We start from the raw sequence: 22,950 nt of genomic DNA on the forward strand, positions 1-22,950 counted from the left end.
GATCTGCAGTCCCGAAAGGAGAGCACCATGCAATTCCATATCGAAACGATGACCTGCGGCGGGTGTGCGCGCGGCGTGACCCGGGCGATCCAGTCGGTCGATCCGGCGGCCGAGGTTCAGGCCGATCCGCCTTCGCGCAAGGTCGAGGTCAAGACCGACGCCCCGCGCGCGGCGCTGGTCGCGGCGCTGACCGCTGCGGGTTTCGAGCCCGCCTGACCCGGCTCCGATCGTGGCTGCGGAAGGCCGGTTGCCGGATATCATGGCCGGCAGACCGCACGCCGGCCCGGGGTCTTCCTGCCGATCCGCGGATCGACGGGAAGACCGCAACCGACCGCGGCTGTCTTGCGAGGACTTGCACCACGCATCTTGAAACGCCCGGCGCTTCCGAGAGGCTGTCGGGCCCCATCATCGCTGCCGTTCGGCCTGCACGGGCGCCGGCATCCCGTTTCTCGCGCGCCTGCGCTTCGGGTTGCAGACATCTCGATCTGATCGAGCACGGCCTGCCTTGCCTTTCCGCGCGTCCGGCGGGGGCTGCGCCTGATCCGTTCGCGCGTGAGCACGTCGAAGAACCTCCCGGCGCCCGCATTGTCATGACAGGTCTCACCGCGGCTCGTCGAATGCGCGAGAGCATGGGCGCGACCGCCCAGCCCATGCGGGTGAACGGACTGCTCTGATCCGGGCGGAGGACGGCTTGCAGGAGGACACCTGTCCCTTGCCGGCTTTGCATCGACCAGCCGATCGCCTGCCGGGAAAAGAGACCGATGACCAACAAGGATGGGAAACCGTTGCGAGTCACAGATAGTGTTGGGAAGTTTGCGGGGCAACGTCAACATGAGATGCTGAGTTGATTGGTGCACCCGACAGGATTCGAACCTGTGGCCTCTGCCTTCGGAGGGCAGCGCTCTATCCAGCTGAGCTACGGGTGCCGCGCCCGTGCTGGATAGCCGATTGCCGCGGGGCCTGCAACGGGCAATCGCGCGGCGCGGACAAGTTCCGCGCCGCGCCGAAGCTCAGCTCAGCAGCTCGTGGCAGAGCTCGAGCGCGGAGACCAGCGCGTCAACCTCCTCGCGGGTGTTGTAAAGCCCGAAGGAGGCGCGCGCGGTCGCAGTCAGGCCAAGGCTGGTGAGCAGCGGCATCGCGCAATGCGTGCCGGCCCGCACCGCCACCCCGCGCTTGTCGAGAATCGTCGAGATGTCATGCGGATGCGCCGGCCCGTTCAGGGTCATCGAGAAGATCGCACCCTTGTCCGGCGCCGTGCCCTGGATGTTGAGCCAGTTCAGCCCCGAGAGCTTCGCCGTCGCATAGTCGCGCAAGGCCGCCTCATGCGCCGCGACATTCTCCATGCCGAGATCCATCAGGTAATTCAGCGCGACGCCGAGGCCGACCTGCTGCACGATGCCGGGGGTGCCCGCCTCGAAGCGCAGCGGCGGCTTCGCATAGGTCACGGCATCGCGGGTCACGGTGTCGATCATGTCACCGCCGCCCAGGAAGGGCCGCATCTCCTCCATCCGCTCGCGGCGGATGAAGATCGCCCCGGAACCGCTTGGCCCGTAAAGCTTGTGTCCGGTGATCGCATAGAAATCGCAGCCGATGTCGGCGACGTCGACCGGCGCATGCACCGCGCCTTGCGAGCCGTCGACCAGCACCGGCACGCCCTTCGCATGGGCGCCGGCGCAGATCGCCTTCACATCGACCCGGGTGCCCAGAACGTTCGACATGTGGGTGACGGCGACGAGCCGGGTCTTCGGCCCGATTGCGGCGATCACCTTCTCGGGGTCGAGGCTGCCGTCGGCCTCGATCTCCACCCATTTCAGCACCACCCCCTGGCGTTCGCGCAGGAAGTGCCAGGGCACGATGTTGGCGTGGTGTTCGAGGATCGACAGCACGATCTCGTCGCCCGGCTGCAGCCGCGGCGCGGCCCAGGCATAGGAGACGAGGTTGATCGCCTCGGTCGAGCCGGTGGTGAACACGATTTCCTCTTCAGAGGGCGCGCTCAGAAAGCGCGCGACGGTGCCGCGGACGCTTTCGTATTTCTCGGTCGCCACATTCGAAAGGTAATGCAAGCCGCGGTGAACGTTCGCATAATCCTGTTCGTAGAACTGCGTCATCGCGTCGATCACGCAGCGCGGCTTCTGCGCCGAGGCGCCGTTGTCGAGATAGACGAGCGGGCGGCCGTTCACCTCGCGTGCGAGGATCGGGAAGTCGGCCCGGATGCGGTTCACGTCATACATCGGCGGTCCTTTCAAAGGGGTGTCGGGACCGGCACGATCCCGAACGAGAGCAGCAGCATGCCGAACAGCATCGCCGAGCCGAAGAACACCGCGATCACCCCGAAGGCGACCTTGAACAGGGTGTCAAAGCCATGCAGCGCGGCGGTGAACTGCGTCAGCAGCCAGAACAGCATCCCGATCAGAGCGAGCGTGCCGAGCACCGAGACGAGCGGGAAGAACACCATCACCAGGATCTGCGCGACCTGACCGAGGATCAGCAGGAACTCGATCCAGACGACGAGGATCAGCGCATCGGCAAAGCGGCCGGTGCCGCCGAACTGCCGGCCGAAGAACGCCATAGCGCCGGCGGCGTAGAGCATCAGCGCGCCCTGCACCAGCGCCATCGGCAGCGGGTTGGTGGGCGGGCCGAGGTCGACCTTGGTGACGAAGGAAAAGAGCAGCTCGGCCGCGGTGCCGAGCGCCGCCGACAGCGCCATCACCGCGCCAAGCGCGGTGAACCGCGCCGACATCGGCAGATCGAGCGCGATCAGGAAGCGCGCCACCTCGCGCGGGGCCTGCAGCGAGCGCAGCACAAGGGTCGTCAGCATCGGACGCGCCATCACCGGGCCTCGAATTCCGCGACGCGCATCCCTGCGCCCCAGATCGCCAGGAAGGCCACGAAGACAAGCCCCGAGATCAGGCTCAGCTGCACACCCTGCCCGAGGAACCCGGCCACGAGCCCTTGCAGCAGCATCAGCGGCGAGACGGCAAGCAGTGCCCAGAACAGCGCGATGCGCGCGCCATACCAGCCGCCCTTGCCACCGAGCAGCCTTGCCACCAGATGGGCGAGCGCGGCGAGCGCATAGAAGGCCGGCACGGTCGCCAGAAGCGCGATCGCCGTGCCGACCAGCAGCACCGCCATCGGCTGATCGGGCTGCTCGAAGCTCAGCCGCGACAGCCGCGGCCACTGGCCGACGAAGATCACCACCAGCGCCGCCAGCAGCAGCGTCAGCGCCCGCGGCTCGGAGCGGGTGCGGGCCAGATGGCCGCGCACCACCGCGCGTGGCGCGCGATAGCTGCGCAAGATGTCGTCGACCGCCGCCATCTCAGCCCCGGTGCCGCGCGAGCCAGGCCTCGAGCCGGGCGACGATCTCGTCCTTCAGCGCCGCGTCCTCGATCTCGTCGATCGCATCGGCGAGGAAGGAGAGCACAAGCAGCGCCCTCGCCTCCTCGACCGGCACACCGCGCGAGCGCAGGTAGAACAGCGCCGTCTCGTCGAGCGCGCCGGTGGTCGAACCATGCGAGCACTTGACGTCGTCGGCATAGATCTCGAGTTCCGGTTTGCCGAGGAACTGGCTGTCGTCGTCCAGCAGCAGCGCCTGGCTGATCTGATAGCCGTCGGTCTTCTGCGCGCCGGGCTTGACCAGGATCTTGCCCTGGAACACGCCGACCGCGCCGTGTTTCAGCACCTTCTTGAACACCTGCCGGCTTTCGCCGTTCAGCGCGTCATGGGTGATGAAGACGGTGTCGTCGTGGTGGAAATCACTGGTCGCGCCATCGCCAAGCGCCGCGCCCGCGACATGGGCCACGGCGTTGTCGCCGGCGAGCGTGATCACGCATTCGTTGCGCGTCAGCACGCCGTTCGCGGTGAGGGTGAAGCTCTTGAACAGGCCCCGTTCGGCCACGCGCGCGAAGATATGGGTGATCGCGCGGCGGTCATGGTCGCGGCCCTGGGCGCGGACATGATGGAAGCGCGCGCCCTCGGCGACGTCGACCTCGAGCACCTTGTTGAAGCGCGCGCCGGCCGGCCCGTTCTCCAGAAGGGTCAGTTCCGCGCCCGGCTCGAGCTTCACGCAGTTGTGCAGGATCGGGTCTGAAATGTCTGATTCATGGAAGTAAATCAGGCTGACGGGCTTCGAGGGGCGGCCGGTCACGCGGATCAGCACGCCATCGGTCGCCGCCGCGGTGTTCAGCGCCGCGAAGGGGCGCTTCACCGGGGTCTGGCCGGCTTCCTCGAGGCTGCCGTAAAAGCCCGCGGCCCAGCCCAGTTCGGGCGCCTCGGCCAGGCGGGTGATCTCGATCCCCTCGAGGTCGAGCGGGTCCGAGGCGGCGGCGTCGAAAACGCCGTCGCGGAACACGATCTTCAGCCGGTCGAAGCTGTCGAAGACGGGCGTCTCCTCGACCATGAAGGGCGCCGCGGCGACCGGATCGGCCGCGCTCAGCTCGGCTGCCTTCGTCCAGCGCCAATATTCGTCGCGCCGCCCGGGCAGGCCCATGGCGGTCAGCCGCTCAAGTGCCGCGCGCCGCGCCTTGGCCGCGAAGCTGCCCGCCGGGATCGTCAGTGCCCCGAGCCGCGCATCGAGCGGCGTCGCCTTCTCCACCGCCGACATCACACCGCCTCCGCGATGCCATGGGCCTTGAGGATCTCGGCATAGCCGTTCTGTTCGACGACGAGCGCGAGCTCGGGCCCGCCGGTCTGGATGATGCGGCCGTCGGCCATGATGTGCACCACGTCCGGCTTGATGTGATCGAGCAGGCGCTGATAGTGGGTGATGACGAGGAACGAGCGCTTGCCGTCGCGCAGCGCGTTCACCCCATCCGCCACCAGCCGCATCGCGTCGACGTCGAGGCCCGAGTCGGTCTCGTCGAGGATGCACATCGTCGGTTCCAGCATTGCCATCTGCAGGATCTCGTTGCGCTTCTTCTCGCCGCCCGAGAAGCCGACGTTGACCGGGCGCTTCAGCATCTCGGCGTCGATCTTCAGCGTCTTGGCCTTCTCGCGGACGACCTTGAGGAATTCGCCGGCCGAGAGTTCCTCCTGCCCGCGCGCCTTGCGCTGTGCGTTCACCGCGGTGCGCAGGAAGGTCATGTTGCCCACGCCCGGGATCTCGACCGGGTATTGGAAGGCCAGGAACAGGCCCGCGGCGGCGCGCGCCTCGGGCTCCATCTCGAGCAGCTCCTCGCCGTCGAGCAGCGCGGAGCCGTCGGTCACCTCATAGCCGTCGCGGCCCGAGAGCACATAGGAGAGCGTCGACTTGCCCGAGCCGTTCGGGCCCATGATCGCGTGCACCTTCCCCGTTTCGACCGTCAGGTTCACGCCCTTCAGGATGACCTTGTCCTGTTCTTCAAGTTTGACGTGCAGGTTTTTGATTTCAAGCATGTTTTCCGTCCTTCGGATGGCGGGCGCCGGTCACAGCGGGCGCAGGTAGGTGGCGATGATCTGGCCAAGATTCGCCGGCTCGATCACGGTGGGTTCCGCGCTGAAGACGGCCATCCGGCCGACCATTCCGCCCAGCGGGCAGAAGGCCTCCATCGCGTGATACTGCTCGCGCCCGGCGTAATCGTCCCACAGGATGGTCACCGGGCGGGTGATGCGGAAGAGCGTGGTCAGGAAGCAGGCGGCGCGGAAGCGGCCGTCGATCAGCACCACGTCGGGGTGGAGAAAATCGGGCCGGTCCCAGACCGACAGCGCATAGCCCGGCCAGGCGCGGAACTGCCGCTCGGTCTTCGGATAGCCCCATTCCTTCGTCGGGCCGATCTTCGCGTGATGCAGCTCGACCCGGCCCGCAGACGGGGTGGCGGCGAACCAGGCACGCATGCCCGCGAGCCATTTCGCGTCGCTCTCGACCGAGAACACCGTCTTGCCCGGCATCTCGGCCGCAAGCGCCGTCGAGCCGCCCGAGCCGTATTCGAGAATGACCTCGGCCGCCGCATAGGCCGCACGCACGGCCTCGGCCTCGGCCTCGGGCAGGGTCAGGACCGGGCGCACGGGGGCGGGTGTCGCGGGCTTTGCCATCACGCGCTCTCCCCGATCCGGCGGCGCGGGCTCAGAAGGTGAAGAGCGTCTCGCGGAAGATGAGGCTTGCCGGCGCGGTCGCCGCCTGCGTGCTCTCCACCCAGCGGGAGGTGAAGGCAAGCCTGGCCTGATCCGGCGCCCAGAAGGCCAGATTGTGCAGCGTCATCGCGGCCAGCACCACGCCCGAGAGCTGCGCCGCCCAAAGACCCGTGCCGCGCAACCGCAACACCAGCCCAAGCGCCACGGCCAGCACCAGCCCGCAGCCGACCCCGATCAGCATCGCGCGGTCGCTCAGCACCTGCCCGGCCTCGGGCAGCGACAGGAACCGCGCCCGCAGCGCCACCGAGGCGGCATAGGACACCACGCCAAGCGTCACGCACAGCGCCACGGCCAGCGTCGAGACCGTGCCATGCGGCGCGGGTGCCCGCACCCCGGCGAACTCCTCGACCGAGCGCACGAGGACCTCCTCGGCGCCCACATGCAGCACGACCCGGCCCTTGGTACGGGCGCGCTCCCGTTCGATCCGGCTCAGCCGTTCGTTGAAGGATGCCGTCGAAATGGTCATGCGCCGCCCCCATCCGGGTGTTGTCGTCCGAACGGAACCCAACACCCCGATCTTGCCGGAATTGCGGCAAGCGAGCGGGAAAAGCGTGACCTGCGGCGGCGTGTCTCACCCGACCGACCCTTCGAGGCTGATCGCGACGAGGCTTTGCGCTTCCATCGCGAATTCCATCGGCAGCGCCTGCAGCACCTCGCGGCAGAAGCCGTTCACCACCAGCGCCACGGCCTCTTCCTCGTCCATGCCGCGGGCGCGGCAATAGAAGAGCTGATCGTCGTCGACCTTCGAGGTGGTGGCCTCGTGCTCGACCCGGCTCGAGTTGTTCTTCACCTCGATGTAGGGCACCGTGTGGGCGCCGCACTTGTCGCCGATCAGCAGGCTGTCGCATTGCGTGTAATTGCGCGAGTTCGTGGCGCGCGGGTGCATCGAGACGAGGCCGCGATAGGTGTTCTGCGCCTGCCCGGCCGAGATCCCCTTCGAGACGATGCGCGAGCGGGTGTTCTTGCCCAGATGCACCATCTTCGTGCCGGTGTCGGCCTGCTGATAGTTGTTGGCGATCGCGATCGAGTAGAACTCGCCCTGGCTGTCGTCGCCGCGCAGCACGCAGGACGGGTATTTCCAGGTGATCGCCGAGCCGGTCTCGACCTGGGTCCACATCACCTTGGCCCGGGCCTCGCGGCAATCGGCGCGCTTGGTGACGAAGTTGTAGATCCCGCCCTTGCCGTTCTCGTCGCCGGGGAACCAGTTCTGCACGGTCGAATATTTCACCTCGGCATCCTCGAGGATGACGATCTCGACCACCGCCGCGTGCAGCTGCGCGGTGTCGCGCTTCGGCGCGGTGCAGCCCTCGAGATAGCTGACATAGGCGCCGCGGTCGGCGATGATCAGCGTGCGCTCGAACTGCCCGGTGTTCTCGGCGTTGATGCGGAAATAGGTGCTGAGCTCCATCGGGCAGCGGGTGCCCGGCGGGATGTAGACGAAGGAGCCGTCCGAGAACACCGCGGCGTTCAGCGTGGCATAGAAGTTGTCGGTCTGCGGCACGACCGAGCCGAGGTACTTCTTCACCAGCTCGGGGTGGTCCTTGATCGCCTCGGAGATCGAGCAGAAGATCACCCCCGCCTCGGCAAGCTTCGCCTTGAAGGTGGTGCCGACCGAGACCGAATCGAAGACCGCGTCGACGGCGACCTGACGCTCGCCCTCGGGCATGTCCTCGGCGCCCTCGACCCCCGCGAGGATCAGCTGTTCCTTCAGCGGGATGCCGAGCTTCTCATAGGTGGCCAGAAGCTTGGGGTCGACCTCCTCGAGGGACTTCGGCTTCTTCTCCATGCTCTTCGGCCGGGCGTAGTAGTAGAGATCCTGGAAGTCGATCTTCGGCACATCGAGCAGCGCCCAATGCGGTTCCGCCATCGTCACCCAGCGACGATAGGCGGCCAGTCGCCATTCGAGCATCCACTCGGGTTCGTCGTTCTTCTTCGAGATCAGCCGCACGATGTCTTCGGAAATGCCCTTCGGGGCATAGTCCATCTCGATCTCGGTCTCCCAGCCGTATTTGTAGGAGCCCATGTTCTGGACCGTCTCGATGGTCTCGCGGTCCACGCCTTCGCGGATCTCAAGTTCCTGTTCCAACGCCGTCTTCCTTTCCGCGTCTGCGCCGGGCACGTCTCAGCGCCTTGCGCGGTGTTTGCGAAGCGCCCCGAGGAATGCCTCGGCGAAGCGCAAAACCTCGTCCCGTCCGATCCCGGGGCCAAGCGAGATCCGCAGTGCCGAGGCGGAGGCCTCCTCCGGCCAGCCCATGGCGCGCAGCACCTTGCTCGCGCGGACCTTGCCCGAGGAACAGGCCGAGCCCGCGGAAACCGCGTAGCCCAGCAGATCCATCCGCATCACCTGCGTTTCCCCCTTCCAGCCGGGGCTTATCACCGAAAGCGTGTTGGGCAGGATCGCGGGCGCGTCTCCCTGCGCCCCCGATCCACCCTCAGCGATCTCCCAGCCCGGAAAATAGACTTCTTTCGTCGGGTATTCCAGAGCATTCTTTAGAATATTTCTAACTTCGGCGACCTCGTCCCAGACGCCGGCCGCCAGATCGCGCGCCGCGGCCTCGGCGGCGGCGCCGAAACCGGCGATGCCGATCAGGTTCTCGGTGCCGGCGCGGCGCCCCATTTCCTGCCCGCCGCCCTTCAGCTGTGCCGCGATGTCGGTGCCGCGCTTCACGACGAGCGCGCCGATGCCCTTCGGCCCGCCCAGCTTGTGCGCCGAGACGATCCCGGCGGTCAGCCCGAGCCAGTTGAAGGCGAAGGGGATCTTGCCGAAGGCCTGGGTCAGGTCGCTGACCGCCAGCCCCTCGGGCAGGGTCTGGATCACCCCGGTCTCGGAATTGGCGAGCTGCAGCGTCGCCTGCGCGGGGTCGGGCACGCTGACGCGCCCCAGCCCGTCGACCGCCAGCGTGGGCGCGCACCAGGCCTGAACCGCGTCATGCTCGACGCCGGCGCAGGCAAGCTCGCGCCCGGCAAGCGCCAGCGAGGCTGCCTCGGTCGCGCCCGAGGTGAAGATCACGTCCTGCCCCTCGGCGCCAAGTGCCGCCGCGACCTGCGCGCGCGCGCGCTCGATCAGCGCCTTCGCCGCCCGCCCCTCGCCGTGCACGGACGAGGGGTTGCCGGGCACCTCCATCGCCGCGACCATCGCCGCCTTCGCCTCGGGGCGCAGCGGCGTCGTGGCATTCCAGTCGAGATAGAGGCGGGACATCAGGCCGTGCCCCCGGCCCCGGCCGAGGATGCCTCCGGCGGGAGTGTTTGGGCAAGGAAAAGCCAGGATGCCGCAAGACCTGCCTCGGCGGCTTTTCCGTGGCGCAAATCTTCCCCGCGGAGCGTCCCGCAGGTGCCGCCCGTGCTGCCCTCGGGCATTACTCGTCCACCACCGAGAACAGGCTCGGCACCGCCGGGCAGGGCTTGAGCCCGTTCTTCACCACATCCTCGAGCGAGGTCTGGTGCAGGAAGACGAAGACCTGCGCGCTCAGGCTTTCCCACAGCCGGTTCGACAGCGACTGCGCGCGCGAGCCCGAGATACCGCCCGAGGCGCCGGCGCCGACATGCAGCGCCGAGACGGTCTCGTCCACCGCCTCGAAGATGTCGGAGATGCGGATGTCCTTCGGCTCCTTCGCCAGCTTGTAGCCGCCGCCCGGGCCGCGCACCGAGGTGACAAGCCCCGCCCGGCGCAGCCGCACGAAGAGCTGCTCGAGATAGGGCAGCGAGATGTCCTGCCGTTTCGAGATCTCGGCAAGAGATGTCATCTGACCGGCGCCCACCGTCGCCAGGTCGACCAGCGCCACCATTGCGTAGCGCCCTTTCGTCGAAAGCTTCATCCTCCACCTCCCGCGCCGCAGCGAAATCCCCGCCCAAGCATTGACGCCGGGCCCTGGGCCGCTTAACTCGAAAGCACCCGAACCCCGGCATGATGCCGGGCCCGTTCGTCCTAGGGTGTCCGAGCGAAAGCGTCAAGAACGCGCACCGCCGCACCCCCTCGGGGCGCACGCGAATGAGCAGGCGAGAGACGATGCCCGAAGTCATTTTCCCCGGTCCCGAAGGTCGCCTCGAGGGCCGCTACCATCCGCAACCCATCCCGGACGCGCCGATCGCGATCATCCTGCACCCCGATCCGAAGTTCGGCGGCACGATGAACAATCGCGTCGTCTACAACCTGCACTATGCCTTCCACAAGATCGGCTTCACCGTGCTGCGGTTCAACTTCCGCGGCGTCGGCCGGTCGCAGGGCGAATATGACGAGGGTATCGGTGAGCTGTCGGATGCCGCCTCGGCGCTCGACTATCTGCAGGCGATGAACCCGAACTCGAAACATTGCTGGGTCGCGGGCTTCAGCTTCGGCGCCTGGATCGGCATGCAGCTGCTGATGCGCCGGCCCGAGATCACCGGTTTCGTCTCGGTCGCGCCGCCGGCGAACATGTATGATTTCAGCTTCCTTGCGCCCTGCCCCTCCTCGGGTCTGATCATCAACGGCACCGCCGACCGCGTGGCGCCGCCGAAGGACACCCACACGCTGGTCAGCAAGCTGCGCGAGCAGAAGGGAATCACCATCTCGCACGAGGAGATCGAGGGGGCCGACCACTTCTTCAAGGACGACGAGGCGCATATGAAGCCGATGATCGACCATGTGCAGACCTATGTCCGGCGCCGCCTGACCGAGGGGTCGCGCTGATGGCGCTGATCGACGAGCTGGCCGACGACCTCGCCGCCAAGACCATGGCGGCGATGAAGGAGCTCGACGACGACCGCTTCTACATGCAGGTGGCGAAGGTGATCGGCACCTCCTCGCCCTCGCTGCAGGAGGCCTTCATGACCTCCTGCCGGCTGCGGCTCTCGGCGCAACGCGGAGAGTCCTTCCTCAACGACGCGCTGAAGGCCTGGCGCGAGGGCGCAACCGCCCCCTCCGCGCCGCGCGATGCGGAGGGCGGGCATTGACCGAGGCCCGCCTTGCGCAGCAATTCGCCTTCCTGCTCGAGGCGGAAAAGCTGAAATCCGTCACCCGCGCGACGCCGATCGCCGACAACAGCCGGCGCGAGAACTCGGCCGAGCACAGCTGGACGCTTGCGCTTTACGCGCTGGTGCTGGCCGATCAGGCGGCGCCGGGCGTCGATGTGAACCGCGCGATCCGCATGCTTCTGCTGCATGACCTCGTCGAGATCGACGTGGGCGATGTGCCGATCCATTCGGGCAATGGCGCCGCGCATGACGCGCCCGCGGTGCAGGCGGCCGAGGCCGCGGCGGCCGAGCGGCTGTTCGGCCTGCTGCCCGCCGATCTCGGCCCCGAGCTGCGCGCGATCTGGACCGAGTTCGAGGCGAACGAGACCCCGACCGCGGTCTTCGCGAAATCGCTCGACCGGGTGCAGCCGGTGCTGCTCAATCACCTGGGCGGCGGCGGGTCGTGGCTGGAATACGACGTGACCTGGCCACAGCTCGAGACCCGGGTCGGCGGCAAGGTCGCGCGCGGGTTGCCGCGGGTCTGGGGCTGGGTCGAGGCGAGGATCCGGCCGTGGTTCGAGGATCGCGGCAGATGATCCCGCTGGCGTCGATCGTGGCCCGTTTTGCCGCCGCGATCGCGCTGCCGGTTCTGGCGTGGCTGATCGGTGCCCTTGCGGTGCACCTTGCCCTGCCCGCCCCCGGGACCCCGCCCGAGAGTTTTCCCCTTGCGGCCCTCGTGTTGCGTGCCCTGCCGATGCTGGTGGCGATCGCGCTGTGCGGTGTCATCGCCGAGGATCGCGCGCCCTACATGGGCTTCGTGAATCTGCTCACCACCGCCTGGGTCGCGCTCTTCATCGTCAACCTGCTCGGGGCGCTGGCCGCGACGCCGGAGGGCGAGGACGGACAGGCGGCGCTGATGGCCGCCGTGGTGCTCAGCGCCGCCGCGGCGCTTCCCGGCAGCGCGCTGGCGATCCTTCTGTGGATGCGGCGGCGAAAGTCGGTATACCAAGGCATACAGCACTAGTCAGGCCCCCGGAAATCGGCTAAGACGCTGCCGACGAGTCATCCAACCGAGGAGGCACCTGTGACGAAGATCAAGGTAGAGAACCCCGTCGTCGAGCTCGACGGCGATGAAATGACCCGGATCATCTGGGACTTCATCAAGAAGAAGCTGATCCTTCCCTATCTCGACGTCGACCTGAAGTACTACGACCTCGGTATCGAGCATCGTGACGCGACCGAAGATCAGGTCACCATCGACGCCGCGAACGCGATCAAGCAGTATGGCGTGGGCGTGAAATGCGCCACCATCACGCCGGACGAGGCCCGCGTCGAGGAATTCGGCCTGAAGAAGATGTGGAAGTCGCCGAACGGCACGATCCGCAACATCCTCGGCGGCGTGATCTTCCGCGAACCGATCATCTGCAAGAACGTGCCGCGTCTCGTTCCCGGCTGGACCCAGCCGATCGTCGTCGGCCGTCACGCCTTCGGCGACCAGTACAAGGCCACCGACTTCCGCTTCCCCGGCAAGGGCAAGATCACGATGAAATTCGTGGGCGAAGACGGCACCGTGCAGGAATATGACGTGTTCGACGCCCCCGGCGCCGGCGTCGCCATGGGCATGTACAACCTCGACCAGTCGATCATCGACTTCGCCCGCTCGTCGATGAACTATGGCCTGCTCAAGGGCTGGCCGGTCTACCTGTCGACCAAGAACACCATCCTCAAGGCCTATGACGGCCGCTTCAAGGATCTGTTCCAGAAGGTCTACGAGGAAGAGTTCGAGGCCGAGTTCAAGAAGGCCGGCATCCATTACGAGCACCGCCTGATCGACGACATGGTCGCCTCGGCGCTGAAGTGGTCGGGCGGCTACATCTGGGCGTGCAAGAACTACGACGGCGACGTGCAGTCGGACACCGTGGCGCAGGGCTTCGGCTCGCTCGGCCTGATGACCTCGGTGCTGATGACGCCCGACGGGAAGACGGTCGAGGCGGAAGCGGCGCATGGCACCGTGACCCGTCACTATCGCCAGCACCAGGCCGGCAAGGAAACCTCGACGAACTCGATCGCCTCGATCTTCGCCTGGACCGGCGGTCTGAAGCATCGCGCGAAGCTCGACAACAACGCGGCGCTGATGAACTTCGCCACCACCCTCGAGAAGGTCTGCGTGCAGACCGTCGAGGACGGCTTCATGACGAAGGACCTCGCGCTGCTCGTCGGCCCGGATCAGAAGTGGCTCACCACCATGGGCTATCTCGAGAAGGTGGACGAATACCTGAACAAGGCGCTGGTCGGCTGAAGAAGCCCACCGCGCAGGGAGGGAAGGGCCGGCGCTTGCGCCGGCCCTTTTCATGTCACCACATGTGTCTCTGCCAGTCCGGCATCGGCGGCGAGGCCCCCCGCGGCGGCAGACCGACGTCGCGCCGCAGGTGATCGTCGAGCATGTCGAGCCGGGCTTTCGTGCGCCGTGCGCCCTCGCCGCGCAGCGCGGCGGCCAGCAGGGCAAGGAAGACGCGCCGCAGCCCGTGACGGGCGACGATCGCATCGAGCAGCGACAGGCTGAGGGTGGAAACGGGATCGTTCCTGGTCATTTGCGTGTTCCGGGGCGGCACGCGCCACCGGCCTCCTTGGGGTGTGAAAGGAAGACCGGACACGACGGAACGCGACGGGGCCGAACGCGGCCGCGGGCTGTCAGGGGGATCCGGTCGGGGGTTTCAGAAAAGGCGCCGCAGCGCCCGGGGCAGGAAGGTCAGGCCTGTCGGTAATAATAGGCCTGTGCCGAGGTGCCATGAGTGGCGTTCTGCCAACCGGCGGGGAGTGCGAATGCATAATTGGTCATGACCCGCCCTCCTCGTCTGAAATTGCCGGATGGCGGCACCCTGCCCTGCGACCGCGAGTCGCGCCAAGGCAAAAGTCGCCGCGTTGCGGCCTGGCGGACACGGGCGTTGCGCATCGGCCACAGTTGCGCCCTCTTGCCGCAGTGCGCCGCGCGTGAGAGAACCGCAGCCATGATGCTGCTCACCTCGCCCGCCCCCGACCGTCACACCGCCCTCGAAGATGCGCAGGGACTTGTCTCCGGCACGATGCTGACCGCGCTGTCGGTCAGTTTCCTGCATGCGGCGGGGCTGTTCACCGGGCAGATCGCGGGGCTGTCGCTGGTGCTGAGCTATGTCACCGGGATCGGCTTCGGCACGCTGTTCTTCTGCCTGAACCTGCCCTTCTACTGGCTCGCCTTCCGCCGCATGGGCGCGAAGTTCACGCTCAAGACCTTTGCCGCGATCGCGCTGATGTCGGGCTTCACCACGCTTGCGCCACATCTTCTGGACTTCAGCCGGCTGAACATCGCGGCGGCGGCGGTGCTGGCGGGGGTGATCTCGGGCGCGGGTCTGCTGATGCTGTTCCGCCATGGCGCAAGCCTTGGCGGCGTCGGCATCGTGGCGCTCTACCTGCAGGACAAGACCGGCTTCAAGGCGGGCAAGACGCAGGTGATCTTCGATTGCGGCGTGTTCCTCTTCGCGGCCTTCGTTCTGCCCTTCGACAAGGTGCTGTGGTCGCTGCTTGGCGCGATGGTGCTGAACATCATCATCCTGATCAACCACCGCCGCGACCGCTATATCGCACACTGATCATGCGTCCAATGCATGGCAGCCATGCGCAAGGATGAATGGACGGCGCTTCCGTGCGGCGCGATGATTAGGTCATGGATGCTGACCTTCGCCCCGAGAAACACTACACCCTCTTCGAGGACCTGCAGGGCCTCGTGATCGCCTCGGCGCAGGCCGCGCTCGGGCTGCACCTGCTGCGCGCGGCGGGGCTGGTGACGGGGGGCACCGCGGGGCTTGCGCTGATCCTGAGCTATGTCACGCACTGGAGCTTTGGCGCGATCTTCTTCGTCATCAACATCCCGTTCTACGGCTTCGCCTATTACGCGCGGGGCATGGTGTTCTGCATCAAGAGCCTGATGACCGTCACCTTCGTGTCGCTGATGGCCGAGGCGCTGAAGCCGCTGGTGCAGATCACGGCGATCAATCCGGCGGCGGCGGCGGTGCTCTTCGGGGTCTCGACCGGGGTCGGGCTTCTGGGCCTCTTCCGGCACTCGGGCTCGCTCGGCGGGGTGTCGATCGTCGCGGTGATCTTGCAGGACAAATTCGGCTTCAAGGCGGGCTGGACCCAGACCATCCATGACCTGATCCTGTTCGCCGCCGCGCTGACCATCATGCCCTGGCACCAGGTCGCCTGGTCGCTTCTGGGCGCGGTGGTGCTGAATGTGGTGATCGCCTTCAACCATCGGCGCGACTGGTATATCGTCACCTGACACCTGCCGGGGCCCGCGCTTGAAAACCTATCTCTTCCTGCTGATCGCCGTCGCCTTCGAGACCTTCGGGTCGAGCTGTCTTCAGGCCTCGAACCAGTTCACCCGGCTCTGGCCGACGCTGGGCGTCATCGCGGGCTTTGCCGGCGCCTTCTGGTTCTTCTCGCTGGTGCTGCGCGATCTGCCGCTTGGTGTCACCTATGCGCTGTGGTCGGGCATCGGCATGGTGCTGATCGCGGGCTCGGGCTGGCTGCTCTTCGGGCAGAAGCTCGACCTTGCCGCAATTCTCGGCATCGGGCTGATCCTCGCCGGAATCGTCGTCATCAACCTGTTTTCATCGGCCGCTACGCACTAGGTGCTGGCATCGCCGCGGCTTTTGCCTTAAGGCCGGGCCAAATTCTGACAAGGCTGAACTCATGGACATTCGCAACATTGCGATCATTGCACACGTCGACCACGGCAAGACGACTCTCGTCGACAAGCTCCTGCAGCAATCGGGGGCCTTCCGCGAGAACCAGGCGGTTGCCGAACGGGCGATGGACAGCAACGACATCGAACGCGAACGCGGCATCACCATCCTGGCCAAGTGTACCTCGGTCGAATGGAAGGGCACGCGCATCAACATCGTCGACACCCCCGGCCACGCCGACTTCGGCGGCGAGGTCGAACGCATCCTGAGCATGGTGGACGGCGTCTGCCTGCTGGTCGACGCGGCCGAAGGCCCGATGCCGCAGACGAAATTCGTCACCTCGAAGGCGCTCGCGCTCGGCCTGAAGCCGATCGTGGTGCTGAACAAGGTCGACAAGCCGGCGGCCGAGCCCGACCGCGCGCTGAACGAGGTCTTCGACCTCTTCGCCAACCTCGGCGCCACCGACGAGCAGCTCGACTTCCCCCACGTCTATGCCTCGGGCATCGGTGGCTGGGCGGACAACGAGCTCGACGGCCCGCGCAAGGACCTGTCGGCGCTGTTCGACCTGATCGTGAAACACGTCGAGCCGCCGAAGCAGATCGCGCGGCAGGACGAGTCCTTCCAGATGCTCGCCACCACGCTGTCGGCCGACCCCTTCCTCGGCCGCCTGCTGACCGGCCGCGTCGAGGCCGGCAAGCTCAAGGTGGGCGATGCGCTCAAGGCGCTCTCGCGCGAGGGCGACCGGCTCGAGCAGTTCCGCTGCACCAAGATCCTCGCCTTCCGCGGCCTGAGCCAGCAGCCGATCGACGAGGCCGTGGCGGGTGACATCGTCACCGTCGCCGGCATGGCGAAGGCGACCGTCGCCGACACGCTCTGCGCGCTCGATGTCGACACCGCCCTGCCCTCGCAGCCGATCGACCCGCCGACGATCTCGGTCACCTTCGGCATCAACGACAGCCCGCTTGCCGGCAAGGACGGCACCAAGGTGCAGTCGCGCGTCATCCGTGACCGTCTGATGAAGGAAGCCGAGGTCAACGTCGCGATCAAGGTCGAGGACACCCCCGGCGGCGAAGCCTTCGTGGTCTCGGGCCGCGGCGAACTCCAGATGGGCGTGCTGATCGAGAACATGCGCCGCGAGGGCTTCGAGCTGTCGATCTCGCGTCCGCGCGTGATCTTCCGCGAAGAGAACGGCGAGCGCCTGGAGCCGATCGAGGAAGTGATCGTCGACGTCGACGACGAATACTCGGGCGTGGTGATCGAGAAGCTGACCGGCAACCGCAAGGGCGACCTGGTCGAGATGCGCCCGGCCGGTCACGGCAAGACCCGCATCGTCGCCCATGTGCCCTCGCGCGGCCTGATCGGCTATCAGGGCGAATTCATGACCGACACCCGCGGCAACGGCGTGCTGAACCGCATCTTCCACAGCTGGGCGCCCTACAAGGGCACGATCACCGGCCGTCGTCAGGGTGTGCTGATCTCGATGGAATCGGGCGTCTCGGTGGCCTTCGGCCTGTGGGGTCTCGAAGATCGCGGCAAGCTCTTCATCGGCGCGCAGGAACAGGTCTATGTCGGGATGATCATCGGCGAGCATTCGCGCGAGAACGATCTCGAGGTGAACCCGATGCGTGCGAAGAAGCTGACCAACATGCGCGCCTCCGGCTCGGACGAGGCCGTGCGCCTGACCCCGCCGGTGCGGATGTCGCTCGAAGAGGCGATCGCCTACATCAACGACGACGAGCTGGTGGAAGTGACGCCGAAGATCGTGCGTCTGCGCAAGCGCTTCCTCGACCCGAACGAGCGCAAGCGCCAGGCGCGCGCCGGGGAATAAGAAAAAGGGGGGCGCTGCCCCCCTCTTTCATTCGTCCCGAATGAAATTCACCCCCCGGGATATTTCCGGCAATTGGAAGGGAAGACCGCGCTCGGCTTCCAATTGCCAAAAATATCCCGGGGGGTGAATTTGGCACAGCCAAAGAGGGGGGCAGCGCCCCCCTGTTCTGTGTCTCAGCGGAAGAGCACGAGCGCGCCCGGCGACCAGGCGACGCGGGTGCGGGTGCCGACATCGAGCACCGGGCGGCCGAAGACATTGCGCATCGAGATCCGCACCGGCGCCGCGACACCGTCGAGCTTGACGTCGTAATAGGTCATGTCGCCGTAATAGACGACCTCGTCGATCGTCGCCGGCGCCTCGCGGTCATGCGCCTGCTGGCCCTCGTAGAGGATGGTCAGCGTCTCGGGGCGGAAGCCCACAACCGGCTCGGCGCCCGAGGCGCGGGCCGAGGCCTGTTCCTCGGTCACCTCGAAGCGGCCGAGACCGCCGACGTCAAGCTGGACGTGGCCCGCCGCCTCGCCGAGGATCTGCGCCGGCAGGAAGTTCATCACCCCGATGAAGTCTGCGACACGGCGCGAGTTCGGCCGGCGGTAGAGGGTTTCCGGGTCGGCGAGCTGGGCGATCTCGCCCTCGAACATCACCGCGATCCGGTCCGACATCACCAGCGCCTCTTCCTGGTCATGGGTGACGAGGACGAAGGTGATGCCCACCTCGCGCTGCAGCTTGATCAGTTCGACCTGCATCTGCTCGCGGATCTTCTTGTCGAGCGCCGAGAGCGGCTCGTCGAGGAGCAGCACCTTGGGCTTCAGGATCAGCGCGCGGGCCAACGCCACGCGCTGCCTCTGGCCGCCCGAGAGCGCATGCGCGGCGCGCGCGCCATAGCCCTTGAGGCCCACCATCTCGAGCGCCTCTTCCACCGCCTTCGCCTTCTCCGCCTTCGAGCGCGGATCGCGGCGCAGGCCGAAGCCGACGTTCTCGCCCACCGTCAGATGCGGGAAGATCGCGTAGGACTGGAACACCATGTTGGTCGGGCGCTTGTTCGGCGCGACATCGGACATGTCCTTGCCGTCGATCAGCACAGCGCCCGAGGAGATGTCCTCGAACCCCGCGATGGTGCGCAGGAGCGTGGTCTTGCCGCAGCCCGAGGGGCCGAGGAGCGAGAAGAACTCGCCCTCGCGGATCGTCGCCGAGATCCCGCGCAGCGCGTGGTAATCGCCGTAGTATTTGTGGACCTCGTGGAACTCGATCATCTTCGCGCGGCTGTCGAGCGGCGCGCGGGCGGCGTTGAGCTGGGTCACAGGAAACCTCCGGTATCTTTGGCGCCGGTCTTCGCGAGGCCGCGGCGGCGGAAATATTCGGCAGTGGCAAGAAGCACGATCGAGGCGACGACAAGGCAGGTGCCGAGCGCCATGATCATCGGGATCTGCTTCGGGAAGCGCAGCTGCGAGAAGATGTAGATCGGCAGCGTGGTCTCCTTGCCCGCCAGCGAGAAGGCCACGATGAATTCGTCGAGCGAGATGGTGAAGGACATCAGCGCCGAGGAGATGATGCCGGGCGTGACAAGCGGCAGGATGATCAGCCGGAAGGTCGACCATTTCGTCTCGCCGAGATCATAGGCCGCCTCCTCGAGCGAGCGATCGAGCGAGGAGAAGGCCGCGTTCAAGACCGCGATCGCATAGGGCGTCGCCATCAGCGTGTGGCCGAGGATGACGGTGAAGAGCGACAGCGGCATGCCGACGGCCAGCAGCACGACCAGAAGCGAGGAGGCGATGATGATCTCGGGCAGCACGAGGGGCAGCATGATCAGCCCCATCACCCCCGGTTTGCCCGGGAACTTAAAGCGGGTGCTCGCCCGCGCGGCGAAGACGCCGAGCGTCGTCGACAGGATCGAGGTCGAGACCGCGATGATCAGCGAGTTCTTCAGCGCGAGGCCCAGCGTCTGGTTGGCGAAGAGGTCGCGGAACCAGTCCAGCGTGAAGCCCTTCAGCGGAAAGGCGATGATCGTCCCCGAGTTGAAGGCGAAGACCGGCAGGAGCACGATCGGCGCGTAGAGGAAGACGAGGTAGAGGAAGGCATAGCCCTTGAGCGAGGAGAACTTCATTTCGACCCCCGCAGGAAGCGCCGGTTCAGGAACAGGAACAGCAGTGCCACCGCCGCCACCACCAGCATCGCCGAGATCGCCATCGCCGAGCCGAGCGGCTTGTTGTCGATCTTCAGGAGCTGCTGATAGATCACGTTCGCCACCATCGGGAGTTTCCCGCCGCCGATGAGTTCGGGCGTGACGTAGTCGCCGATGGTCGGGATGAAGACGATCATCACCGCGCCGATCACGCCGGGCATGGCGAGCGGCAGCGTGACGCGCCAGAAGGTCATCAGCCGGTTCTCGCCCAGATCGAGCCCCGCCTCGAGCAGCGAGCGGTCGATCTTCTCGAGGCTGACGAAGATCGGCAGGATCGCGAAGGGCGCATAGGCATGGGCGAGCGTGATCGAGATCGCGCCGATCGAGTTCAGCATCTGCAACGGATGATCGGTGATGCCGAGCCCGGTCAGGATCGAGTTGATGACGCCGTTGTAGTTCAGGATCACCTTCCACTGGAACACCCGGATCAGATACGAGGTCCAGAACGGGATGGTAATCAGGAACAGCCAGCGCGACTTCTTCGTGGCCGGCACGTGGAACGAGATGAAATAGGCGATCGGGAAGGCGAGCACCACGGTGACCAGCGTCACCAGCGCCGAGACGATCACCGAACGCGTCAGGATCGCGCGGAAGATCGGGTCGCTCCAGGCCTGGGAATAGTTCGCCGTGGTGAATTCCGGGATCACCACCAGATAGCCGTCGGTGAAGAAGGAATAGGCGACGAGCGTGACGAGCGGCGCCGCCAGCAGCAGGATTGCATAGATCAGCGTCGGGCTGATCATCAGATAGCCGTTCACGGCCTCGGACCGGGCCCATCGCTTCAGGGGGGATGCCGCCATTTTCCACCGTCTCCCAGGGACGCCGTCCGAGCGGCGCCGTCGGGCTCACGAAAGCACAAGGTTCCGGCGGAGGAAAGGGGGAGCTTTCCGGGTTTTCCGCTGCCGTTGCAGAGCTCTTTGGCAGATGCCTGAATTTTCAGCGCGTTTTCCGCGCCCGCGCCGCGATGGCATGCGCGGGCGTGGCATGGTTACCGCCGCCGGATCAGATCGGCAGATCGCCCGGCGGATTCTCCAGAAGCCGCGCCAGGCGACCGATGGCGCGCTGGAAGCGTTCCTCGGGCACGCCGCCCGCAAGCGCGATGCGCACCGCGTTCGGCGCCGCGCCGTCCTGCAGGATGTATTCATCGGCCGAGCGCAGCAGCACCCCCTCGGCCTCGGCGACGCGGGCGAAGGTCGAGGCCCGCCAGCCCAGCGGCAGCCGCAGCCAGATGAAGCTCAGCCCCGGCTGCCAGCCGATCTCCTGCCCCCTGAAGCGGTCGACCAGAATCTCCAGCCGGCGCGTCATCACCTCCTGCGCGGCGCGGCGCAGCCGCATCGCATCGCCCGAGCGGAACAGCCGGGTGATGATGTCGGTGACCGGCCGCGGCAGGCCGAAATAGCTGTGCTGTGCGGTCAGCCGCCCGGCCTCGCCCATGCCCTCGGGAGCGACGACGATGCCGAAGCGCATGCCGGCCGAGATCGTCTTCGACAGCGAGGTGACGTGCCAGGTGCGCTCGGGCGCGATCGCGCGCAGGCTGTCGAGGCCCGAGACCGGCGCGGTGTAGCAATCGTCCTCGATGATCTGCAGGTCGTGGCGGCGGGCGACCTCGGCGATGGCGGCGCGGCGCTCGGCGCCCATGCGGGCGGTCGTGGGGTTCTGCGCGTCGGGCGTGACGCAGACCACCTGCCCGCCATAGCGCCGGCAGGCGGCATCGAGCGCCGCCGGCACCATCCCCTCGTCATCAAGCGCGACCGGCACCACCTCGGCCCGGTTCAGCCGCGCGGCGTGGCGAAAGCCCGGATAGGCCAGCTCCTCGCACAGCACCACCGGCCGGTCGCCGCGCAGGCAGCATTGCAGCACGATGTTGATGCCGTTCTGTCCGCCATGGGTCAGCACCAGGTCGTCGGGGGTGATCATCGGCTCGAAGGTATAGCCCGAAAACCACTCGATCACCGCCTCGCGGCAGAACAGGTCGCGCCGCAACCCGGGATATTCGAGATATTGCCGGCCGAGGTTCTCGGCGGCCTCGGTCATCGCCTGTTTCAGCGCCTCGGTCTGGCCGACATCGGGCAGCTGCGGCGAGCGCAGGTCGACGACGCCGTCGTCATCGTCGCAATCGGTGAGCGGCTGGCGATAGAGCGGTTCGGTCGGGCCGAGGCGGCGAGATTGTGTCGATACAAACGTGCCGCGCCCCACCGCGGCCTCGAGCAGCCCTTCCTGCGTGGCGATCTGATAGGCGCGCGCCACCGTGCCGGGCGTGACGCTCAGCCGCCAGGCCAGGTCACGCACCGTCGGCAGGCGCGATCCCGGCGGCAGGTCGCCCCGCCGCACCCCTTCGCGCAAGGCGCGGACCAGCGAGAGATATTTCGGACCGGCGTTCTGCGAGAGGTCGGGTTTCCAACTTGTATCTGGCACAATGTTTCCCTGGCACGAATTGTAACCCTTATTGTATGGTCCCTATAGCAGAGATCACAGGATTGTATCAATACAGAAAAGGGTTCCCCATGTCGTCGCTCACGCTGCGCCGCTCGTCTCTCCGTTCGCTCAAGGCCGTGGCCCTGCTGCGTCTTGTCGTCCGCCGGATCGAGACCCGCCGCACCCGTCTGGCCCTTGCGCATCTCGATGCGCATCTGCTGCGCGACATCGGCATCTCCCGGGAAGCGGCGCGCGCCGAAGCGCAGCGCCCGTTCTGGAGAGCCTGAGTTCGGGTGCCGCAGTCCCCTGTCGGCCCTCTTCCTGAGCCGGGTGCTTGCACCCGGCTTTTTTTCTGCGTTCCGGCACGCCGAATGTCACAAACGCCGAAAGGCCGCGCGAGGCGCGGCCGGGGTCTTGGCGACGAAAGCCGGGGTCAGTGCAGCACGGCCTCGATCGCGATCGAGCGGCGGCGGAGTTCGGCATAGAGCGCGGGCAGCACCTTCAGCTGGCGCGAGGCGCGGGCAAGCGCTTCCTCGAGCTGCGATTCCGAGGTCTTGCCGCGCACACGCCACACCATCCGGCGCGAAACGCCGTCGTCATAGACGATTTCAAGCGCGTCCTCGCGCTTGCGCATGCCAATGAAATCGAAGCCCCCGTCCGGGGCGTGAAAGCCTGTCTGCATCTGTCCGCTGCCCGATTATTTTTTTGTTTCGGTGCATAGGTGATGCACCCGCATCGCGACTCGGGTCAAGACACGGGGGCGTGAGGGCGGA

27 protein-coding genes and 1 tRNA gene are annotated in these 22,950 nt (G+C 66.7%); 11 read left to right on the top strand and 17 right to left on the bottom strand.

Features of this window, described 5'->3' with window-relative positions; genetic code table 11:
- Positions 1-27: 27 nt before the first annotated feature.
- Positions 28-216, top strand: coding sequence for a heavy-metal-associated domain-containing protein (locus AC0QTQ_RS09675; protein ID WP_480256400.1), 189 nt, complete (start codon positions 28-30; stop codon positions 214-216).
- A gap of 633 nt (positions 217-849) precedes the next feature.
- On the opposite strand, the gene AC0QTQ_RS09680 is transcribed toward AC0QTQ_RS09675, so the two are convergent.
- The 11 genes from AC0QTQ_RS09680 to iscR all read right to left on the bottom strand — a co-directional run bounded on the left by AC0QTQ_RS09680 (position 850) and on the right by iscR (position 9,920).
- Positions 850-926 (bottom strand) — tRNA-Arg (locus AC0QTQ_RS09680).
- An 84-nt stretch (positions 927-1,010) separates the two neighbouring features.
- Positions 1,011-2,231, bottom strand: a complete 1,221-nt coding sequence (locus AC0QTQ_RS09685) for a cysteine desulfurase (RefSeq protein ID WP_480256401.1) — start codon at positions 2,229-2,231, stop codon at positions 1,011-1,013.
- 11 nt (positions 2,232-2,242) lie between these two features.
- On the bottom strand, positions 2,243-2,818 hold the full coding sequence (locus AC0QTQ_RS09690) for a YIP1 family protein (RefSeq protein ID WP_147435465.1): 576 nt from the start codon (positions 2,816-2,818) through the stop codon (positions 2,243-2,245).
- Positions 2,819-2,829: 11 nt separating this feature from the next.
- On the bottom strand, positions 2,830-3,315 hold the full coding sequence (locus tag AC0QTQ_RS09695; protein ID WP_480256402.1) for a YIP1 family protein: 486 nt from the start codon (positions 3,313-3,315) through the stop codon (positions 2,830-2,832).
- A 1-nt stretch (position 3,316) separates the two neighbouring features.
- The gene (locus AC0QTQ_RS09700; RefSeq protein WP_480256403.1) at positions 3,317-4,603 is read right to left on the bottom strand and encodes a SufB/SufD family protein; all 1,287 of its coding nucleotides are present in this window, start codon (positions 4,601-4,603) and stop codon (positions 3,317-3,319) included.
- Positions 4,600-5,370 (bottom strand): Fe-S cluster assembly ATPase SufC, encoded by a 771-nt coding sequence (sufC, locus tag AC0QTQ_RS09705; protein WP_121532352.1) that lies wholly within the window; start codon positions 5,368-5,370, stop codon positions 4,600-4,602. The genes AC0QTQ_RS09700 and sufC overlap by 4 nt, the downstream gene beginning before the upstream one ends.
- Before the next feature lie 30 nt (positions 5,371-5,400).
- Positions 5,401-6,006 carry a hypothetical protein gene (locus AC0QTQ_RS09710; RefSeq protein WP_480256404.1) on the bottom strand — a complete coding sequence of 202 codons (606 nt, stop codon included), beginning with the start codon at positions 6,004-6,006 and terminating at the stop codon, positions 5,401-5,403.
- Positions 6,007-6,037: 31 nt separating this feature from the next.
- On the bottom strand, positions 6,038-6,571 hold the full coding sequence (locus tag AC0QTQ_RS09715) for a hypothetical protein (RefSeq protein ID WP_480256405.1): 534 nt from the start codon (positions 6,569-6,571) through the stop codon (positions 6,038-6,040).
- A gap of 105 nt (positions 6,572-6,676) precedes the next feature.
- Positions 6,677-8,191: a Fe-S cluster assembly protein SufB gene (gene sufB, locus AC0QTQ_RS09720; RefSeq protein WP_480256406.1), complete on the bottom strand. Its 1,515-nt coding sequence runs from the start codon at positions 8,189-8,191 to the stop codon at positions 6,677-6,679.
- A gap of 36 nt (positions 8,192-8,227) precedes the next feature.
- Positions 8,228-9,304: a cysteine desulfurase family protein gene (locus tag AC0QTQ_RS09725; RefSeq protein ID WP_480256407.1), complete on the bottom strand. Its 1,077-nt coding sequence runs from the start codon at positions 9,302-9,304 to the stop codon at positions 8,228-8,230.
- 157 nt (positions 9,305-9,461) lie between these two features.
- Entirely contained in the window at positions 9,462-9,920 is a 459-nt protein-coding gene (iscR, locus tag AC0QTQ_RS09730; RefSeq protein WP_128147312.1) for a Fe-S cluster assembly transcriptional regulator IscR, read from the bottom strand.
- A 191-nt stretch (positions 9,921-10,111) separates the two neighbouring features.
- On the opposite strand from iscR, the gene AC0QTQ_RS09735 reads away from it, so the two are divergent.
- Genes AC0QTQ_RS09735 through AC0QTQ_RS09755 form a run of 5 tightly spaced genes read left to right on the top strand, consistent with a single transcriptional unit; the run spans position 10,112 to position 13,333 of the window.
- Entirely contained in the window at positions 10,112-10,771 is a 660-nt protein-coding gene (locus AC0QTQ_RS09735; RefSeq protein WP_121532364.1) for an alpha/beta hydrolase, read from the top strand.
- Positions 10,771-11,034 carry a hypothetical protein gene (locus tag AC0QTQ_RS09740; protein WP_480256408.1) on the top strand — a complete coding sequence of 88 codons (264 nt, stop codon included), beginning with the start codon at positions 10,771-10,773 and terminating at the stop codon, positions 11,032-11,034. Before AC0QTQ_RS09735 ends, AC0QTQ_RS09740 begins: the two co-directional genes overlap by 1 nt.
- Positions 11,031-11,630, top strand: a complete 600-nt coding sequence (locus tag AC0QTQ_RS09745; RefSeq protein ID WP_480256409.1) for an HD domain-containing protein — start codon at positions 11,031-11,033, stop codon at positions 11,628-11,630. Before AC0QTQ_RS09740 ends, AC0QTQ_RS09745 begins: the two co-directional genes overlap by 4 nt.
- Positions 11,627-12,058, top strand: coding sequence for a hypothetical protein (locus AC0QTQ_RS09750; RefSeq protein ID WP_480256410.1), 432 nt, complete (start codon positions 11,627-11,629; stop codon positions 12,056-12,058). The genes AC0QTQ_RS09745 and AC0QTQ_RS09750 overlap by 4 nt, the downstream gene beginning before the upstream one ends.
- 60 nt (positions 12,059-12,118) lie before the next feature.
- Positions 12,119-13,333 (top strand): NADP-dependent isocitrate dehydrogenase, encoded by a 1,215-nt coding sequence (locus AC0QTQ_RS09755; protein ID WP_121532372.1) that lies wholly within the window; start codon positions 12,119-12,121, stop codon positions 13,331-13,333.
- Positions 13,334-13,388: 55 nt separating this feature from the next.
- Here AC0QTQ_RS09755 and AC0QTQ_RS09760 read toward each other — a convergent pair whose 3' ends face one another.
- A complete protein-coding gene (locus AC0QTQ_RS09760; RefSeq protein ID WP_121532374.1) occupies positions 13,389-13,625 on the bottom strand; it encodes a hypothetical protein in 237 nt (78 codons plus the stop codon).
- A 417-nt stretch (positions 13,626-14,042) separates the two neighbouring features.
- Between AC0QTQ_RS09760 and AC0QTQ_RS09765 the strand changes: the two genes are divergently transcribed.
- From AC0QTQ_RS09765 to typA, 4 genes are all read left to right on the top strand, one after another.
- Positions 14,043-14,660 carry a YitT family protein gene (locus AC0QTQ_RS09765; RefSeq protein ID WP_121532376.1) on the top strand — a complete coding sequence of 206 codons (618 nt, stop codon included), beginning with the start codon at positions 14,043-14,045 and terminating at the stop codon, positions 14,658-14,660.
- A gap of 74 nt (positions 14,661-14,734) precedes the next feature.
- On the top strand, positions 14,735-15,349 hold the full coding sequence (locus AC0QTQ_RS09770) for a YitT family protein (RefSeq protein ID WP_121532378.1): 615 nt from the start codon (positions 14,735-14,737) through the stop codon (positions 15,347-15,349).
- A gap of 19 nt (positions 15,350-15,368) precedes the next feature.
- Entirely contained in the window at positions 15,369-15,701 is a 333-nt protein-coding gene (locus tag AC0QTQ_RS09775; protein WP_121532380.1) for a DMT family transporter, read from the top strand.
- A gap of 61 nt (positions 15,702-15,762) precedes the next feature.
- Positions 15,763-17,583, top strand: a complete 1,821-nt coding sequence (gene typA, locus AC0QTQ_RS09780) for a translational GTPase TypA (RefSeq protein ID WP_480256411.1) — start codon at positions 15,763-15,765, stop codon at positions 17,581-17,583.
- A gap of 173 nt (positions 17,584-17,756) precedes the next feature.
- On the opposite strand, the gene AC0QTQ_RS09785 is transcribed toward typA, so the two are convergent.
- From AC0QTQ_RS09785 to AC0QTQ_RS09800, 4 genes are all read right to left on the bottom strand, one after another.
- On the bottom strand, positions 17,757-18,833 hold the full coding sequence (locus AC0QTQ_RS09785; protein ID WP_480259216.1) for an ABC transporter ATP-binding protein: 1,077 nt from the start codon (positions 18,831-18,833) through the stop codon (positions 17,757-17,759).
- 44 nt (positions 18,834-18,877) lie between these two features.
- A complete protein-coding gene (locus AC0QTQ_RS09790; protein ID WP_480256412.1) occupies positions 18,878-19,684 on the bottom strand; it encodes an ABC transporter permease in 807 nt (268 codons plus the stop codon).
- Entirely contained in the window at positions 19,681-20,562 is an 882-nt protein-coding gene (locus AC0QTQ_RS09795) for an ABC transporter permease (RefSeq protein WP_121532386.1), read from the bottom strand. Before AC0QTQ_RS09795 ends, AC0QTQ_RS09790 begins: the two co-directional genes overlap by 4 nt.
- A 202-nt stretch (positions 20,563-20,764) precedes the next feature.
- A complete protein-coding gene (locus AC0QTQ_RS09800) occupies positions 20,765-22,177 on the bottom strand; it encodes an aminotransferase-like domain-containing protein (RefSeq protein ID WP_480256413.1) in 1,413 nt (470 codons plus the stop codon).
- A gap of 89 nt (positions 22,178-22,266) precedes the next feature.
- Here AC0QTQ_RS09800 and AC0QTQ_RS09805 point away from each other — a divergent pair, with 89 nt between their 5' ends.
- Positions 22,267-22,464, top strand: coding sequence for a DUF1127 domain-containing protein (locus tag AC0QTQ_RS09805; protein WP_480256414.1), 198 nt, complete (start codon positions 22,267-22,269; stop codon positions 22,462-22,464).
- A 146-nt stretch (positions 22,465-22,610) separates the two neighbouring features.
- Here the strand turns inward: AC0QTQ_RS09805 and AC0QTQ_RS09810 are convergent, their stop codons facing one another.
- Positions 22,611-22,859, bottom strand: a complete 249-nt coding sequence (locus tag AC0QTQ_RS09810) for a hypothetical protein (protein ID WP_121532392.1) — start codon at positions 22,857-22,859, stop codon at positions 22,611-22,613.
- Positions 22,860-22,950 lie beyond the last annotated feature (91 nt).

It is taken from the genome of Paenirhodobacter sp. YD-8, from assembly GCF_056590935.1.